16 protein-coding genes are annotated in these 18,166 nt (G+C 45.5%); 7 read left to right on the top strand and 9 right to left on the bottom strand.

The window, feature by feature from the left end:
* Nucleotides 1-58: 58 nt before the first annotated feature.
* The 3 genes from HMPREF0663_RS06665 to HMPREF0663_RS06655 all read right to left on the bottom strand — a co-directional run bounded on the left by HMPREF0663_RS06665 (nucleotide 59) and on the right by HMPREF0663_RS06655 (nucleotide 5,841).
* The gene (locus HMPREF0663_RS06665) at nucleotides 59-1,858 is read right to left on the bottom strand and encodes a MutS-related protein (RefSeq protein WP_004369576.1); all 1,800 of its coding nucleotides are present in this window, start codon (nucleotides 1,856-1,858) and stop codon (nucleotides 59-61) included.
* 484 nt (nucleotides 1,859-2,342) lie between these two features.
* Nucleotides 2,343-5,300: a PEP/pyruvate-binding domain-containing protein gene (locus tag HMPREF0663_RS06660; RefSeq protein WP_004369574.1), complete on the bottom strand. Its 2,958-nt coding sequence runs from the start codon at nucleotides 5,298-5,300 to the stop codon at nucleotides 2,343-2,345.
* A 247-nt stretch (nucleotides 5,301-5,547) separates the two neighbouring features.
* On the bottom strand, nucleotides 5,548-5,841 hold the full coding sequence (locus tag HMPREF0663_RS06655) for a hypothetical protein (protein WP_004369572.1): 294 nt from the start codon (nucleotides 5,839-5,841) through the stop codon (nucleotides 5,548-5,550).
* Between the two features lie 183 nt (nucleotides 5,842-6,024).
* Between HMPREF0663_RS06655 and HMPREF0663_RS06650 the strand changes: the two genes are divergently transcribed.
* From HMPREF0663_RS06650 to HMPREF0663_RS06635, 4 genes are all read left to right on the top strand, one after another.
* Nucleotides 6,025-7,308: an O-acetylhomoserine aminocarboxypropyltransferase/cysteine synthase family protein gene (locus tag HMPREF0663_RS06650; RefSeq protein WP_004369571.1), complete on the top strand. Its 1,284-nt coding sequence runs from the start codon at nucleotides 6,025-6,027 to the stop codon at nucleotides 7,306-7,308.
* A 315-nt stretch (nucleotides 7,309-7,623) separates the two neighbouring features.
* Entirely contained in the window at nucleotides 7,624-8,961 is a 1,338-nt protein-coding gene (gene gdhA, locus HMPREF0663_RS06645) for an NADP-specific glutamate dehydrogenase (protein ID WP_004369570.1), read from the top strand.
* A gap of 91 nt (nucleotides 8,962-9,052) precedes the next feature.
* The gene (locus HMPREF0663_RS06640; protein ID WP_004369569.1) at nucleotides 9,053-9,628 is read left to right on the top strand and encodes a septal ring lytic transglycosylase RlpA family protein; all 576 of its coding nucleotides are present in this window, start codon (nucleotides 9,053-9,055) and stop codon (nucleotides 9,626-9,628) included.
* Between the two features lie 6 nt (nucleotides 9,629-9,634).
* Complete coding sequence (locus HMPREF0663_RS06635; RefSeq protein WP_004369568.1) at nucleotides 9,635-10,552, top strand: endonuclease/exonuclease/phosphatase family protein; 918 nt, start codon at nucleotides 9,635-9,637, stop codon at nucleotides 10,550-10,552.
* Between the two features lie 17 nt (nucleotides 10,553-10,569).
* On the opposite strand, the gene HMPREF0663_RS06630 is transcribed toward HMPREF0663_RS06635, so the two are convergent.
* Nucleotides 10,570-11,415, bottom strand: coding sequence for a YMGG-like glycine zipper-containing protein (locus HMPREF0663_RS06630; protein ID WP_004369567.1), 846 nt, complete (start codon nucleotides 11,413-11,415; stop codon nucleotides 10,570-10,572).
* 327 nt (nucleotides 11,416-11,742) lie between these two features.
* Nucleotides 11,743-12,576: a helix-turn-helix domain-containing protein gene (locus HMPREF0663_RS06625; protein ID WP_016665315.1), complete on the bottom strand. Its 834-nt coding sequence runs from the start codon at nucleotides 12,574-12,576 to the stop codon at nucleotides 11,743-11,745.
* A gap of 135 nt (nucleotides 12,577-12,711) precedes the next feature.
* Here HMPREF0663_RS06625 and HMPREF0663_RS06620 point away from each other — a divergent pair, with 135 nt between their 5' ends.
* The 3 genes from HMPREF0663_RS06620 to HMPREF0663_RS06610 all read left to right on the top strand — a co-directional run bounded on the left by HMPREF0663_RS06620 (nucleotide 12,712) and on the right by HMPREF0663_RS06610 (nucleotide 15,123).
* Entirely contained in the window at nucleotides 12,712-13,557 is an 846-nt protein-coding gene (locus tag HMPREF0663_RS06620) for an aldo/keto reductase (protein ID WP_004369564.1), read from the top strand.
* A 126-nt stretch (nucleotides 13,558-13,683) separates the two neighbouring features.
* Nucleotides 13,684-14,199 carry a flavodoxin gene (locus tag HMPREF0663_RS06615; RefSeq protein ID WP_234955636.1) on the top strand — a complete coding sequence of 172 codons (516 nt, stop codon included), beginning with the start codon at nucleotides 13,684-13,686 and terminating at the stop codon, nucleotides 14,197-14,199.
* A gap of 84 nt (nucleotides 14,200-14,283) precedes the next feature.
* A complete protein-coding gene (locus HMPREF0663_RS06610; protein WP_004369562.1) occupies nucleotides 14,284-15,123 on the top strand; it encodes a DUF4846 domain-containing protein in 840 nt (279 codons plus the stop codon).
* A gap of 338 nt (nucleotides 15,124-15,461) precedes the next feature.
* On the opposite strand, the gene rplQ is transcribed toward HMPREF0663_RS06610, so the two are convergent.
* From rplQ to rpsK, 4 genes are all read right to left on the bottom strand, one after another.
* A complete protein-coding gene (rplQ, locus tag HMPREF0663_RS06605; protein WP_016665316.1) occupies nucleotides 15,462-16,007 on the bottom strand; it encodes a 50S ribosomal protein L17 in 546 nt (181 codons plus the stop codon).
* 96 nt (nucleotides 16,008-16,103) lie between these two features.
* Entirely contained in the window at nucleotides 16,104-17,096 is a 993-nt protein-coding gene (locus tag HMPREF0663_RS06600) for a DNA-directed RNA polymerase subunit alpha (protein WP_004369560.1), read from the bottom strand.
* A 12-nt stretch (nucleotides 17,097-17,108) separates the two neighbouring features.
* Nucleotides 17,109-17,714, bottom strand: a complete 606-nt coding sequence (gene rpsD, locus HMPREF0663_RS06595; protein ID WP_004369558.1) for a 30S ribosomal protein S4 — start codon at nucleotides 17,712-17,714, stop codon at nucleotides 17,109-17,111.
* Between the two features lie 53 nt (nucleotides 17,715-17,767).
* Nucleotides 17,768-18,157: a 30S ribosomal protein S11 gene (gene rpsK, locus HMPREF0663_RS06590; protein ID WP_004369556.1), complete on the bottom strand. Its 390-nt coding sequence runs from the start codon at nucleotides 18,155-18,157 to the stop codon at nucleotides 17,768-17,770.
* Nucleotides 18,158-18,166 lie beyond the last annotated feature (9 nt).

Genomic DNA, 18,166 nt, shown 5'->3' with positions numbered 1-18,166 from the left:
TATAATAAGGTGTAGGCAAAATTAGCACCAGATGGCCCGCACACCTTGCCCACTCACCCTATTGCAATATGCTTTTCAGCAAGAATGTAGCATTCTGATTACGCGCCACTCCGGGCGTTATTTTATAAGTATAGGTAATGTGTTCTGCCAGTTCTATTTCGAAACAATAATTATAGAAGTGCCTCGGATGCTCCTCACTCATCTTGGAAAGCTCCAGATCATGAGTGGCTATCACGCCGCTGACGGGCAAATGAGAGATATAATCCAAAAACAAACGCGAGCCGTTGAGCTTATCTAACGAGTTCGTTCCTTTCAATATCTCGTCGAGAATGATGAGTGTACGTCTGCTGTGTCGGCAGTATTCGATGAGTTGTTTGAGCCTCAACAACTCGGCATTGAAGTATGAAATGCCGTTAGACAAGTCGTCTGTGGTGCGCATACTGCTGAAGATGCGGTAAATGGAAACCTTCATACTGTCGGCAAACACAGGCATTCCGTTCATTGCAAGCACATAATTGATGCCGATAGAACGCAGGAAAGTGCTCTTGCCCGCCATGTTGGCGCCCGTAATAATATAGTAACGGCCGTCTTCTACCGTAAAATCGTTACGCACGGCCTTTGCTCCCAAGAACGGATGATACAGTCCGCGTGCCTCATACACCACCGTTTCGGTGTCTGTAAGTTGCGCTTCCGTGCCGTCAGGTTCGTTGTATTTGAACGTTGCCATCGACACCAATGCGTCGATAAGGCTCACTTCGTCTACCCATTCCATTACCTGCGACATATACAGGCGTTGCCATTTCAGGAAACGTCGCACCAAGAAAAGATCGCTAAGCATAAAAGTATCGAAGAGTATCATGCCGAGAATGTTGCCGCGGCGGTCGAGTCCGTTGAGGATATCTTCCAATCTATCGAACGATGCGGATGCCGTTTGCAGCCGACGGACTATCGACAGATTAACTTCGGCTCTAAGTTCTGTGCCCGATACAAGGCGTATCAAACGCACATAGGCCTGCAAATGTTCGTGCAACACACCTACGGATTTGCCGATGATCCGCAGAGGTTTCGAGCACAATAGGTACACAATGACGAACTGCGCCACGCCCCAAGTAACGGCAACATTACCGCTCATCGATGTAAAGAAAGGCAGAATGGTCGCCAACCATATCCCTGCAATGGCCATACAAGCCGCAACCAACACCGGTATACTGCCCACAAACGACGGTATTCCGGCGGTACTGATCCGATCGTAAGCCTTACCGATGGCCGAAGAATCTATCTTTCCGCCCGTCGTCTGCCCGATGGAGATGAACTGCGCCCGCCATGTTTCCATCTCGGCAAGTTCGTTTATCGCTTCTTTCTGCCGCGTTATCCGCTCTATTTCGCCCTGTCCGGCTTCGTGTTCTGCACCCAACAATGCCGCTAAACGGTCGCTCCCACCCGTGGTAACAGTACGGTCGATACGATTAAACAGCGATTGTGGACCGAATATATCTAAATCGAACGAGAACGGATGGTGCGCATCTATGTATTTGCTGCCGGTGCCGAACGCGCTGTAATCGCCCTCATGATACGCTATTTCGTGCTTATAGACTTTCAACAGACTGCTTTTGGCCTCGATTTTCTCACTGTTAATCACATCTAAACGGCGGACTGCGAGGTATGCAGCGGCCGACAACACTGCCAAAACGGGCAACACAGCGCCCCAATCTGTCACGGTATAGAGCACTGCAAAGGCTATCATTGCCAAGAAGAAGATGATTTCTCCGGAAACAAATCCGCGGTTTTTCCTTTTAAGCGCTGCTATTTCTCCGGCCAAGGCATCTGTCCTGTCTATGTAAAATATCTTTAAATCCATTGATGTTCTTTTGATTTACAGGTGGAAAACGTGGCAACCGCCTTCGATGGCAGATTGCGTAACGCAACGCAAAAATAAGAAATAAAACATATAGGGACCGTTCATTTTCGTTTTTTTAAGACTTTGTTATGGCTTGTTACAGATGGTTCGTTTGTATTACATATACCGTCTGTCATCAACAGGCAGCACTCCTATGCACCTCAGACTTGCCTTTTATCGGGCATCCGAGGCACTTCTATTCCAAGCATACGAAAAGAACAAAAACGATGTTTGCACACTGTGGCGGCAACACACCGACAGCACGGCCGAAACGTAAGGACATAAAAAAGGACTACCGCTGTAGTCCAATCTTTGTTAACCTTAAATCTAATACCATGAAAAACACAATGCAAAGATATACAGATTATACATATATCTCAAACATTTTATTGTATTATTTCCAATAAGCGTTGCTTTCTTGATTTAAATCAAGCACAAGTGTTATTTACAGAAGTACCACTCCTTCCTGTTTCTTGCCATCCATCATGATTTTAAGCGGACGGTCGAAGCGCACATGACGTATGAACTTCGTCTCTTCAACAGCGGGCATTTCGTCGAGAATTGCCTTGTTATACAGTCCTGTACCACGGCTCTCGTCGATGGTAAAGTAACCTACACCGAAGCTGGTTAGGTTCTGAAAGAAGTGTGTTCCTTGACTCGGATCCACACGATAGTTCTTCAGAGCCACTTCAACAATAACTCTTGCTCCGCTGATATGGGGCCATTTCACGGGTATACCTAACCAATAATCGCTCGAACCCCACCGTCCGGGGCCGATGAGCACATAGTTCGTGCCCGATGCAAGAAACTTTCGGTTCATCTGTTCGATATCTGCAGCGATGGCAGGATTATTCATTGCCGAGAATTGATCGTCTGTTTTCACGTACACAACATCCGTTACGTCTTCGCTGACACCCTGTCCGAGCGAGTTATGAGAGCGTAGCAAGCAACGTTCATCGGCAATCTTCGAGAGATCTTCGTCAAGTATTTGCTTGCTGTCTACAATCGGTCGTATCTGCAGAAGGTAGAACTCGCCCGTCTTGTCGTCGTTCAGATTGCAGGCAAACTCTATTTCTACCGGACGTTTCATGGCTTCCGAACCGTATTTCATAGACATTTGAAGAATTTCGGGCAGCGGGAATACGCCTTGTTGAAGCACGCCGCAGAACGAGATTATCTTGCGTCCGCCTTCGTAAAGGCCGTCGCGTATCACCTGATCATAGGGATCATAGGTCGACGCGATGTAGTTCAGAGAGCCGTCGGCCTCGGCATCTTTCACCTTCAGTTTAAGGATATTGAAGCCGTCGTCGACCTTGAAATCGTTGCCGACATGCTTCATATCGAGTGCATAAAACTGTGTCTGTGTCTCACGAAGGGCGATATCGAGCTCCGAGGTCTGCAATATTTGGGCGGGATGATAGGGAGATACCCGCAACGTCTGCCCCCCATCAACGATGTATTTCCCCAAACCGAGCGCCAAGGAGGCAATTCCGTCTTCGGCAGTTTCATCGCCTATCGGATAATAATTGAGCGAACGAAGCACTCCGCTGATATTGGGATAGAAATGATCTCCATACTGTTTGCCCACTACCTCTTGCAAAATAACCGCCATTTTCTCCTGATCGATCACGTTACTCGTAGCAGTCATATAGGCTTTAGAGTCGCGATAGAACACCGAGGCATACACTCCTTTGATGGCGCAAGCAAGCATTTGCAGCATCGTGTAGCGGTCGTCGAGGTAAGGAATCATATAAGTAGAATAAACACCTGCAAAGGGTTGGTAGTGTGCATCCTCCAACAGCGAGCTCGAACGGATGGCTATAGGTGTCTTGGTTGCCTCGAAGAAGGTAAAGAAATCGGCAATTAGCGAGTCTGGAAGCTGTGCCTTCAAGAAGTGTTCGAGTATTTCGTCGTCGGAAGCATCGCTCAATGCAATCTGATAAAGGTTATTCTGATCCATGAACCGATCGAAGAGATCGGTACAAAGCACAAGGGTTTTCGGTATTTGAACGGTAGCCCCTTCGTGTTGGTTGAACTCCGGATGCATCTTCACCACATTGTCAAGAAACGCCAAACCGCGCCCCTTGCCGCCCAAAGAGCCCTCGCCGATACGGGCAAAGTGGGCGTATTTATCGAATTTAAGGCGATCGAAAACCGCTACAACGCCGATGTTCTTCATGTGGCGATACTGCACAATGGCATCGAAGATAATCTTTCGGTGCGCATCCACATCTTGTAATTTGTGCCATGTGACATTCTTAAGGAAAGCCGACACGGGGAATATCGCCCGCGCACTGAGCCAACGGCTCATATGATTACGCGAGATATGATAGAGCATTGAGTCATCCGGTATCTTAAAAATATTATCCTGTAACTCTTTCAGCGAGTGTACGCGCATGATCTCCGCATGGGTTTTCGGATCTCGAAAGATGAAATCGCCGAATCCCATGTGCTCTTCAATGATGTTACGCAGGTCGACACTGATCTTTTTAGAGTTCTTGTCGACGAATTTGAAGCCCTCTGCTTCGGCTTTCTGTCGGTTAGATGACTCCGAACTTTCCATAATCAACGGCACATACTCGTCCTTGGCACGGATGGCACGCAGCAGTTTCAGGCCGGCTTCAGCGTCTTTTTTCCCGTTTACAGGGAACCTTGCGTCGCTGATAACGCCCAGTGTATTATCGCTATACCTACTATAAAAGTCCATCGCTTCTTCATAATTGCGCGCTAAAACTACCTTCGGGCGACCACGCATGCGCAATGTAGCGATGTGTTTATTAAGGGCTTCGCTCGCTAAATTTTGACTTTGCAGCAATATATAGCTGTACAAGTTGGGGAGAATGGACGAGTAAAAGCGGATACTGTCCTCTACGAGCAGGATCATTTGCACACCCCCTTCCTTGATATCGTGCTCTATGTTCATCTTATCCTCGATAAGTTTGATGATCGAAAGAATAAGATTAGTGTTTCCCAACCAGCAGAAAACGTAATCGAAGATACTCAAATCCTCGTTTTCCATGCGCTTGGTAATGCCGTGAGAGAACGGTGTGAGCACTACGCAATGGATATGCGGGAAGTCTGCCTTGATGGAACGTGCCACACTGAATGCGTCGTTATCGGCCGTACCCGGCATGCATATCACCAAATCTATGTTGGTTGTACTGAGCACTTTTGCCGCTTCTTCCGTTGTACTTACCTGCGTAAACATGGGCGGATAGCGCAGTCCGAGTTCCATATACTCATTGTATATCTTCTCTTCTACGCGCCCGTCGTCTTCCAACATGAATGCATCGTAAGGGTTAGCCACTATCAATACATTATATATACGGCGCAACATCAAGTTGACAAACGTGACGTCTTTCAGATAAAACTTATTCCATTGTTCGGGATTGTTCTCATTCATAAAACCGATATTCCTATTAAAATCCACAGCAACAGCATGCTAAAACTGTCGCAAGCATTGCCACTTAACTGCCACAAACTTACACAAAAACGGCGGAACAAGCGAACATTTCGACAAGAATTATACCGCAACATGGATAAAACATACAATAAACAAGGCACATCCTCTTGGCTTACAACCGAATTACGGTATGGCCTAAAGGTGCGCCTTATATAAATATGTGTACGGTAGTTGTGCCGAAACAGAATTACATCTTTTCTTTTTTCATCTTTTTATCGGCTGCTTTTTTCTTAGAAGAATTGCAGCACGGAGCCTTTCCCTGCTCCTTGCATTCTTGCTTTCCGGCCTCGTTGCAAGCAGAACCCTTACACTCTTTCTTGGCTTTATCGCACTCTTTCTGCCCGCAACCCTTATTTTTCTTGCAGCAAGTTTGCTCTGTTTTCTTCTCATTTCCCTTATTCTTGGCATCTTGCGCATTCGCGCCGACGCTCATACACAACATGGCTACAGCCATCGTTGCACTTAAAATTAACTTCTTCATATTACTATTTATTGAATTAAAAACTCGATTGCAAAGATATAGCATCACAGTATAACCTCCGTCATCTTTTTAGTTATAAAAGATTAACGGCAAAGGTATGATAACTGCAGAAGTGTAAAAAGTTCTTGTTTATATGGACAAAAAGCGTTTATTTTGCATAAAATATCAACAAAAACCGAAAAAATGAAGAAAGAAAAGAGACTGGCCACCCTATGCGTACAGGCAGGATGGGAGCCCCAAAACGGGGAACCGCGCGTATTGCCCATCATACAAAGCACTACTTTCAAGTACGACAACAGCGAAGAAATGGCCATGCTGTTCGACTTAAAGAAAGAAGGTTACTTCTATACACGCCTGCAAAATCCCACCAATGATGCCGTTGCAAGGAAAATAGCTGCCCTTGAAGGAGGCATAGGTGCCGTGCTCACCTCCAGCGGACAGGCTGCCAACTTCTACGCTGTGTTCAATATATGCGAGGCGGGCGACCACATCATCGCCTCTAACGAGATATACGGAGGCACTTACAACCTGTTCGGAGTAACGCTGAAAAAACTGGGCATAGAGTGTACATTCGTCGGTCCGGATGCTTCGGAAGAAGATATACAGCGGTTATTCCGCCCGAATACCAAGCTTGTTTTTGGAGAAACCATCTCTAACCCGAGCTGCCGTGTGCTCGACATAGAGAAGTTTGCACGCATAGCCCATAGGAATAACGTGCCTCTTTTGATAGACAACACCTTCGCAACGCCCGTCAACTGCCGCCCCTTCGAGTGGGGATGCGACATTGTTACCCACTCTACCACCAAATATATGGACGGGCATGCCACGCAGGTGGGCGGCGTAGTTGTAGACAGCGGTAACTTCGACTGGCAAGCACATGCCGAGAAATACCCGGGACTATGCACTCCGGACGACTCATACCACGGACTTATTTACACCGAAGCATTCGGCAAACTGGGATACATCACTAAACTCGTGGCTCAACTCATGCGTGATCTCGGCTCTATACCGGCTCCTCAGAACTCTTTCTTGCTTAATCTCGGGCTGGAAACGCTACATCTGCGCATGCCGCAACACTGCAAGAACGCTCAAAGAGTGGCCGAATTTCTGCACGACGACAAGCGTGTGGCGTGGATACATTACTGCGGTTTGAAAGACGACAGCGACTACCGGCTGGGGCAGAAATATCTTCCCAACGGCTCGTGCGGCGTAATTGCTTTCGGTTTGAAAGGCAATCGCGACACCGCCATACGGTTTATGGACTCGTTAGAGCTCATCAACATCGTTACTCATGTGGCCGATGCCCGCACTTGCGTGCTGCATCCGGCAAGCCACACCCACAGACAATTAACCGACGAACAGCTGCGCGAAGCCGGTATTGCCCCCGACCTGATACGCCTATCGGTGGGAATAGAGGATGCCGAAGATATTATCGACGACCTCAAACAGGCCTTGGCACAACTTTGAAACATTTCACATACGACAGGAACAAACCGCCCTCAACAGCGGTCTGCTTCTGTTGTATTCGCACCCGAACGGCACACTATCCGCCTTATACAGGCATCCTAACGGGATTAAATAGGCAATGCAAGACATATAGACACCATAAATACCATCGATACACTTTTAAAATAAGAAGCACAAAAGGTTAAACTTTACAAAGTGTAACGCCAAAACTCAAAAAAAACAAGTATTATTTGGCGGTTATCAATAAAAAATATATATTTGCGACATGTTATTGACATTTTGACAACTACTCATTTATAAAAAAATTACACTACCATGGAAGTTGAAAAAATCATGCAAAACCTCGAGCAAAAACACCCGGGGGAATCGGAATTCTTACAAGCTGTAAGAGAAGTACTTCTATCCGTTAAGGATATTTACAACCAACATCCGGAGTTCGAAAAAGCCAAGATTATCGAGCGCATCGTAGAGCCCGAACGCATTGTGATGTTCCGTGTACCGTGGACAGACGATAAGGGCGACGTACACGTAAACATAGGTTATCGTGTACAGTTCAACAGCGCGATAGGCCCGTACAAGGGAGGTTTGCGCTTCCACCCATCGGTAAATCTGTCGATTATGAAGTTCTTAGGCTTCGAACAAACATTCAAGAATGCGCTTACCACCTTGCCTATGGGCGGCGCAAAGGGCGGTTCAGACTTCTCGATCAGAGGGCGCAGCGATGCTGAAGTAATGCGTTTCTGCCAATCGTTCATGGCAGAACTGTATCGACATATTGGACCTAACGTCGACGTACCGGCAGGCGACATCGGTGTAGGGGGCAGAGAAATAGGTTATCTTTTCGGTATGTATAAGAAACTTACTACACAATGGGAAGGTGTTCTTACCGGTAAAGGCATGGAATGGGGCGGATCTATCCTGCGTCCGGAGGCCACCGGCTACGGCGCTCTGTACTTTGTAAACCAGATGCTCCAGACACGTAATATCGACATCAAGGGCAAGAGTGTGGTCATCAGCGGCTTCGGAAACGTTGCATGGGGCGCAGCTAAGAAGGCTACAGAGCTCGGCGCAAAGGTGATAACCATCAGCGGACCGGACGGATATATATATGATCCTGCCGGTATCAGCGGCGAAAAGATAGAATACATGCTCGAACTGCGTGCAACAGGCAATGACATTTGTTCGCCTTATGCCGATAAATTCGAGGGCTCGAAGTTTGTTGAAGGCAAGAAACCTTGGGAGTGCAAGGCCGACATCTATCTGACTTGCGCAACACAGAACGAACTCAATGGCCAAGATGCCGATATGATTTTGGCACATAAACCCGACTGCGTGGCCGAGGTAAGCAATATGGGATGCACGGCAGATGCCGTAACTAAGTTCGTCGAAGCGCAGCAGCTCTTTGCTCCGGGCAAAGCTGTAAACGCGGGAGGCGTAGCAACTTCGGGCCTTGAAATGACGCAGAATTCCATTCGTCTGCACTGGAGCGGACAGGAAGTCGACGAGAAGTTGCACTATATAATGCACTCCATTCACGAACAGTGCGTAAAATACGGCACGCAACCCGACGGCTATATCGACTACGTGAAAGGTGCCAATGTTGCCGGCTTTATGAAGGTAGCCCATGCAATGATGGCACAAGGCGTTGTTTGACACGGCTTAATCTGAAGACCGGTGCACATTGTAACGGCGTTACACTGCCGGACAATAAGAAGATGCACCGGTCTTTTCAAACCATAAAACAGTGAACTATCGAAGAAGTATTTGTATTTTAATTATCGTACTAAGCGGCTTTACACCTCTGACAGCTCAAACTCAGAGGGGTAAAGCCACTTTTTATTCAAAGAGAGCAACCGGTGCACGTACGGCAAGCGGCATCAGGTTGCACCACGACAGTATGACTTGTGCCCATCGCACCTATCCTTTCGGTACGATGCTTCGTGTGAGAAACCTCGATAACGGTAAAGAAGTGGTTGTGAAAGTTACCGATAGAGGACCGTTTTCACGTGGCAGAATTATCGATCTTTCATGGGGAGCAGCGAAAGAATTGGGCATACTCAGCAAAGGTGTGGCCATGGTTGAAGTAACACGTGTGGACAGCATAATTGTTCCTTACAAACCGGACGACAAGGATGAACTGCCCGAAATGGACTTCGGTATATCACAGGATGAATATAAATTTGCACAACAAAAGAAAAACGACAGTACGGTCGACAGCAAGAAGACAGTATCGAAAAAAAGAAAAAGCGTAAAGAGACGCACTCCTAAACATACCAAGAAACGTCAAAAGAGAACCAAGAAAAGACGCAGAAACAAATAAAACGATATGAAAAAACAATTTATTTTAATCTTTTGCCTGTTCTGTGCAATAGGCATTCAAGCACAAAACCTTTTCGTCGGTACGTACAACATCCGCTACGACAACGATGGTGATAAGAAAGAAGGCAACGGGTGGGAACGGCGTTGGCCTATCATCTGCGACATGTTGAACTTCGAAGAACCCGATATATTCGGTACACAAGAGGCCAAAGTAAACCAAATACACGACTTGCAAAAAGGGCTCGAAGGCTATAATTACATTGGGGTTGGCCGCGACGACGGCAAGGAAAAAGGCGAATATGCTGCCATTTTTTACAAGAAAGATAAACTTACCAAGATCAGATCGGGCAACTTCTGGTTGAACGAAACACCCGACAAACCTAAATTGGGATGGGATGCCGCCTGCATCAGGATATGCACTTGGGGCGAATTTATGGACAATAAAGATAAGCTGAAATTCTATTTTTTCAACTTACACATGGATCATATCGGCGTTGTAGCACGCAGAGAATCGGCCAAATTAGTAATCAGAAAGATCAAAGAGATAACAGGCGGTAACGCTCCGGTGATACTCACGGGCGATTTCAACGTAGACCAAAACGATGAAATCTTTAAGATTTTCTCTGCTTCAGGCATACTTAAAGATTCCTATTCGGCAGCTAAAATGCGCTTTGCCGAGAATGGTACTTTCAATGACTTCGATACCGAACTGAAAACCGAGAGCCGTATAGACCACATCTTCGTATCGCCTAAGTTCAATGTAAAGCGCTATGGAGTGCTTACTAACGGCTATTGGACAGAGAAAGGCAGTAAGGAAAATTTAAGCAGCAATAAGGCTCCGAAAGAATTAAAGTTCAAGAAATATGCCCGACGCACACCATCCGATCATTATCCGGTATTGGTTAAAATCGCCTATAAGCAATAAACATCGGTTCAATATTCCTACTTTCGTGTAGGAATATTGAACTCGCTGACTTTCGATATAGACTTTGTTCCCTGAACAACCGAAACACAGAACTTGGCTTTACCGTTCTTCAATCGATTATCCGCCTTAACCAAAGCGGTGTAACGTATGCCTGCTCCCGGCATAATTTTCTCTACATGTACGCCCGGAGAGATGTATATATGCTTATTACCCGTAGCTTCGATAACAGTAGGCTGCACATCATAAAGCACTTCTTTCCCACGGTTCATCACCTCAAAGATTATCTTACACAACTCTCCACGGCTGATTACGTTATCCTGATTATCGTCTACAAACCGAGCATTACGTATCTCTATCGCCGGCGAATAGTGCAACCCGTCGGCCAAGTTCTCCACACTCGAGGTAGCAGGCATAGTAACTGTAGGCGTTTGAGCAGTATAATTGCCCGTATAGTCGGCACCGTTGAAATCGTATAAACGGTCGTCTCCGCTATTCGAAGCATCGAAACCGCTATTCAATTCTTCCTCTCCGGCATCGGTTCCATATACCTGTTCCTCTTGTCGGTCATACTGTCGTTGCCGCCGTTCGTATGCCCGTTCTTCTTTATCGCGCCTGTATTGGTACAAATCATCTTGCCTTTTCTCATCGGCTTTAGCCCCGATAGCACCGCCGATGATGGCCCCTCCGGCCATTCCCACTATAGTTCCAACGTCTGAACCACGCGGTCCGCCGCTGATACCTCCGATGGCTGAGCCGAGAATAGAGCCAAGCGTTCCCCCTGCATAGGCACCCGTACCCGTATAAGTATCGCAGCTACTTAGAAGAAAAGCAGCACAAACTGTTGATAACATGAGCTTTTTCATATTCGAAACCTTTTAAATATATTGCAAAAATAAATAAATTATGCGACAAGATTCCAGCATTTTCCCTAAATAAAGATAGGGAAATCCCTAAAAAGATTAAATCTACCGCAGTCACAAGTAACAGCTATATCATTGCTAAACAAGCTGTTCAGCATTGCATGGAGTCGCATTAATTTACGAAATGAAGCATTCTTTCCGCCATCAGAAGCCCATATTATCACAATTTGCACCCACGTGCATGACACCAAATTACGCATAATAAAAATTCCAAAACCACAGGAACTCGGTCAATATCAGAACATAAACGCTTGTTATAAAATCCTATCTTCAGCCGTTTCCGGGCTGTAAACTCATGCGATATTGGCTGGGTGTCATTCCCAAATGCTTGGAAACGTAGCGACTGAAATATGATAGAGAGGTGAAATTCATCATCTCTGATATCTGTGTAAGCGATAAACGTTCGTCTTCGAGAAAGCCTTTCAGCATCGGTACCGTATAGCGATCGATAAAAGATGTTACACTGCTACCCGTGGTACGGCGCACGGTATCGGAGAGATATTTGGGTGAAACATTGAGACGTTCGGCATAATAAGAAACTTCGCGCTGTGTACGCGAGATGCCTGTTTGCAACAGTTGCAGCAGCTCTTTAACAACAAAACTGCGGCGATCCGTAGCGTCTAACGTGCCATGATACTTGGAATGGAAGCTGAAAAGATCGTATATCATTGTCTGGCAGAGGCTTCCCATCAGTTCCCGATAGAACGGATGAGCATTTTCTTTCATACGGTCGCGAAGCCGGTGAATATCTTCTACGAAGCACAAGGCATCCGTTTCAGTTAAAGGTATCACGGGATTATCGTACAAACTGATGCCTCCTCCGATGCCGAAGTTATTGGACGGAAGCAGACTGTTTAAAAACCTATAAGGCGCAACAAAAAACTCTACCCGCAATTCAGGGTGGGGAGCAGGGTTACACACCTTATCGGGAAGAACGAGAATTACGGCATCATTGCGCCGGATATGGTAACAACGGTCGTTGAAAACAAAGCTGCCTTCGCCGTCGAGACATATCAAATGCAGGCAACAATCATGGAAACGTTTATCGTTGATCTGCAGAAAATCGGTGGAAAAAACAAAATCCGTCTCCTTAATCTCGCTCATAAGGCAAAAATAGATATTATTTTTATAACCAACGAACGATTTGCGTAATTTGTGAAATCATCACGGAAATTTGTGAAACAACATCATCATAAAATCGTTATAACTTTACACTTGTAAACTAAAAAGAATAAAACAATGAAGCACGTAACATTAAACAATGGAGTAAAGATGCCGCAACTCGGCTATGGTGTATATCAGGTAGAACCGGCAGAAGCCGAACGTTGTGTAAGCGAAGCATTGAAAGTGGGCTATCGCCTCATAGATACAGCGCAGGCATATCGCAATGAAGAAGGCGTAGGGGCTGCGGTTAAGAACAGCGGAATAGCCCGCAGCGAGGTTTTCTTAGTATCTAAAGTGTGGATCAGCAACTATGGTTACGAGCATGCCAAGGCAAGTATCGACGAGAGCTTGCGCCAACTGCAAACCGAATATATCGACCTTATGCTGCTCCACCAGCCGTTCTGCGATTACTACGGTGCCTATCGCGCACTCGAAGATGCTTATCGCGAGGGCAAACTGAGGGCTATCGGCGTGAGCAACTTCCAGCCTAATCACTTTATAGACTTGGCAAGCAACGTAGACATCGTGCCCGCCGTTAACCAAGTGGAAACACATGTGTTCTGCCAACAAATCAAAGCTAAGGAATATATGGATAGTTTCGGAACGCACATTATGTCGTGGGGACCGCTCGCAGAAGGGCGCAACGGACTTTTTACCAACCCTGTTTTGGAGGCTATAGGCAAGGCACACGGCAAGAGCGTTGCACAGGTTGCACTGCGTTACCTCACCCAACGAGACGTGATTATCATACCGAAATCAACTCACAGAGAGCGCATGGAACAGAACTTCAGTATCTATGATTTCGAACTGACCGATACGGAAATGGAACAAATAAAGGCATTGGATTTGGGCAAGAGCGCCTTCTTCGACCACAATGATCCGGAAACTGTGAAGATGTTTATGGGCTGGCGAGGCCTATAGCGAATGTAAAGAAAAACGGCAAAACATTCATACAACACCTATATGAAACTATTGAAAGCATTCGCCGCGGCTGCCCTGTTACTTATATCTACGGCTTGCGGTGGCAATAACAAACAAGAAAACGATATGAAAAAAGGAAAGACATTGATCGTATTCTTCTCGCATGCGGGTGAAAACTATGCAGTGGGAAACATCAAGGTGGGCAACACAAAAATCGTGGCCGACTATATTAAGGAACGTACAGGGGCCGACGAATTCGAGATTATACCCGAGAAAAGCTATGATATGCCCTACTCCGACCTCACTAAGCTGGCACAGAAAGAGACCGAAAACGGCGAGCTGCCGCCCTTTAAAGGTGCGGTGAACGACATCGAACAGTACGACACCGTCTTCATCGGTGGCCCTGTATGGTGGGGAACTTATCCGCAGGTGATGTTTACTTTCTTTAAGAAGTACGATTTGAACGGCAAAACAATTATTCCATTCACTACACATGAGGGCAGCGGACTGGCAAATGTGGTCGAAGACTTGAAGTCTCTATACCCCAAAGCCACGATTACCGGCGCGTTCGCCATCTACGGACACGAGGTGCGTTCGGGCAAGGCAAAGGTAGAAAAGTGGCTGGAAAGCATGGGCTATTAATAATAGTACCGCACTGCACTATCCTATCTGTTTATTGTTCTTTTTACATCTATTTTTCGTATCTTTGGGCAAAAATAGCGTATAATGAACAGAATAGCATTTCTACTTTTTGCCTCCATCATGCTGACAGCATGCGGAGCAAAGTCTTCTGATAAACCTCTCCAAGTAAAAAACGAGCCGGTAAAAGTAGCTACACCCGATAACCTCGCCGGTCGCATACCCGCTCCGGCAGGTTATAAGCGGGTGGCCGTAACGGAAGGGAGCTTTGCCTATTTCCTTCGTAACCTGCCGTTAAAGCCCGCAAACAGCGATCTTCATTACTATAACGGACAGGTTAAGACGGCTAAATACGGCGGAGCCATCGTAAACATGGACTTCGGAAAGAATGCGAACGAGCAATGCGCCGATGCCATTATCTTTCTTCGTGCCTCTTATCTGTGGCAAACCAAGCAGTTCGATAAGATACATTTCCGCTTTACCAACGGTTTCAAGGCGGAATATTCGAAGTGGGCAAAGGGATATCGCATACGTAATTGCAACTCTTGGATAAAGACTCAAAAGGAAGACTACTCCTATAAAACATTCCGAAATTACCTTAATATCGTGTTTCAATATGCCGGAACGGCATCGCTCAGCAAAGAACTGACGCCCATAGGTCGCTGTTGGACGAAAGATATACAGGCCGGAGACGTGGTTATAAAGGGCGGATTTCCGGGACATGCAGAGATTGTTGTCGATGTAGCAGAGAACGATAAGGGCGACCGCAAGGTGCTGTTGGCACAGAGTTTTATGCCGGCACAGGAGATAGAGATATTTCCCGAATGGCTCAGTGCCTCGAAAGACGGCAGGCGCCTCGATACCCCGTCGTGGACATTCGATACGCATAACAGCAATAACTACTTTCTAAAACGCTTCAAAGACTAATATTTTTTCCACTCGCAACGGCCGTAATCTGTTACAAGTGTGTACCTTTTTTCTTATTCGCAATACTGCTGTTATAAATTTATATGCCGTATCCGGTAAAATCGGATACGACATATACCAGTTTTACACCCTAACTTTATCGCCATTATACGGCACATGTATTCAGGCTATGAGGCTATATTATCTTTGCAAGATGTTTTATGCAGACAGGAAAAGTATATAGAAAAATAAGGTTCCTATGTAATAGCATGTAAATCGAATAGACCTTATTTATATAGAAAAAGCGCCTTCACATAAGAGTGAAGACGCTTATAAGAAAAGAAATTCAATCCTTTTAATTATTCTGCAGCCTCTGCCTTAGGAGCTTCTTCCGTAGTAGCAACAGGCGCATCGGTTGCCTCTACCTTTGCTGTCTGCTCAACAGCTTCTGCTTTAGGAGCTGCCTTACGGCTACGGCGAGTCTTTTTAGCAGCCTTAGGAGCTTTGGCCATGTTCTCATCGAAGTCTACAAATTCGATAAATGCCATAGGAGCAGCATCGCTCTTACGTGTACCCAGCTTGATTACTCGAGTATAACCGCCGGGACGATCGCCCACTTTCTCGATAACAGAAACCTTACCCTCTGATTTTGCCTTTGCACTACCGAAAAGTTCTGTAATAGCTTCTTTATTCTGAAGATAACGGAAAACCACACGACGAGAATTGGTAGAATCGTCTTTAGCCTTAGTTATCAGCGGTTCAATATACTTCTTTAAGGCTTTAGCCTTGGCTACGGTCGTAGTGATTCTTTTGTGCATGATCAAACTAACTGCCATGTTTGCAAGCATGGCACTACGGTGAGATGCAGTACGACCTAAATGGTTGAATTTTTTATTATGTCTCATTTTGTTCTTTCTTTGATGAAAAGGAAAATATAACAAAGGATAAAAAGAGAAGGAATATTAACTACTAATCGCTTATCCTTCGTCTCTTTCCCGATATTATTCCTTGTCAAGTTTATACTTTGAAATATCGGTTCCAAATGACAGATTCAGACTCTCAAGCAAATCATCAAGCTCTGAGAGCGATTTCTTACCGAAGTTACGGAACTTGAGAAGATCGGTCTTGTTGTACTGAACCAAATCTCCAAGAGTTTCGACATCCGCTGCTTTCAGACAATTAAGTGCACGAACGCTGAGGTTCATGTCGATAAGTTTTGTCTTGAGCAGTTGACGCATGTGCAAAACTTCTTCGTCAAATTCCTGATTGTTCTCTTGATCAGAACTCTCCAATGTAATCTTTTCATCAGAGAACAACATGAAATGATAGATAAGAATCTTTGCTGCTTCTTTCAATGCATCCTTCGGGTAAATGGAACCATCCGTCGTAACTTCGAGCACAAGTTTATCATAATCGGTCTTTTGTTCAACACGATATGGTTCAACAGAATACTTTACGTTACGAATTGGGGTGTAGATTGAATCGATTGGGAGTACGTTTACATCTGTGCAGAATTCACGATTTTCATCAGCAGGCACATAACCTCGGCCCTTATTGATAGTAATATCTATCTGCATAGAGGCTTTGACATCTAAATGACAAATCACCAAATCAGGGTTTAACACTTCAAATCCAGTCAGATACTTACCTATATCACCTGCTTTGAATTCAGTGGAATTCTCTACGGTGATACTAACTTTCTCGTTCTCGAATTCTTCTACTACTTGCTTGAATCGAACTTGTTTGAGATTCAAGATAATGTTGGTAACATCTTCTTTTACACCAGGTACTGAAGAAAACTCATGCTCAACGCCTCCTATACGGATGGTGTTGATAGCATAACCTTCAAGCGATGAAAGAAGAATGCGGCGCAGAGCATTACCAATGGTAACTCCGAAACCGGGCTCTAATGGACGAAATTCGAACTTACCGAACTTGTCATCAGCCTCCACCATTACAACTTTATCAGGTTTTTGAAATGCTAATATCGCCATTAATTCAATGATTTATTTAGAGTACAACTCAACGATTAACTGTTCCTTAATATTCTCTGGGATGTCGGCACGTTCGGGCTTATGCAAGAATTTGCCACTCTTTGAATTATCATCCCATTCGATCCAAGGATATTTGCTATGATTGAAACCGGCAAGAGCCGTTTCAATAACCTCAAGAGATTTAGCTTTCTCACGAACACCAACAATCTGTCCCGGCTTAACGGAGTAAGAAGGAATATTTACAACTTTACCGTCAACTACGATATGCTTGTGCCCAACAAGCTGACGAGCGGCAGCACGAGTAGGAGCAAGACCAAGACGGAAGACTACATTATCAAGACGACTCTCAAGATTCTGAAGAAGAACTTCACCGGTAATGCCATCTGCTTTTGCAGCCCTTTCGAACATATTACGGAATTGGCGTTCAAGTACACCGTACGTGTACTTAGCTTTTTGCTTCTCTGCCAACATGACACCGTACTCAGAAGTCTTCTTACGACGGTTGTTGCCATGCTGTCCAGGAGGGAAGTTTCTCTTGGACAAAACTTTGTCAGCACCGAAAATGGGTTCACCAAATCGGCGTGCAATTTTAGATTTCGGACCTATATATTTAGCCATAATATAAAAATATGCGATTTATTAATTGATACTTTGATAGAGATGTGATAGTACTATACCTTACGTCTCTTCGGAGGACGGCATCCATTGTGCGGTAACGGCGTCACGTCTACAATTTCTGTAACCTCAATTCCTGCACCGTGTACGGCACGGATGGCAGACTCACGACCATTTCCCGGCCCCTTAACGTATGCCTTAACTTTGCGGAGGCCGAGGTCGAAAGCTACTTTTGCACAATCCTCACCAGCCATCTGTGCTGCATAAGGAGTATTCTTCTTAGAACCACGAAATCCCATCTTACCGGCCGAAGACCAAGATATGATCTGGCCTTCGCTATTAGCCAAAGATACAATTATATTATTGAATGAGCTATGAACATGAAGCTGCCCGACAGCATCAACTCTTACATTTCTCTTCTTAGATGTTGCTTTTGTTTTTGCCATAATTAATTT

Origin of the sequence: Hoylesella oralis ATCC 33269, from assembly GCF_000185145.2 — a bacterium.
Lineage (GTDB): Bacteria > Bacteroidota > Bacteroidia > Bacteroidales > Bacteroidaceae > Prevotella > Prevotella phocaeensis.
This window is presented reverse-complemented; position numbering and strand designations above follow the sequence as displayed.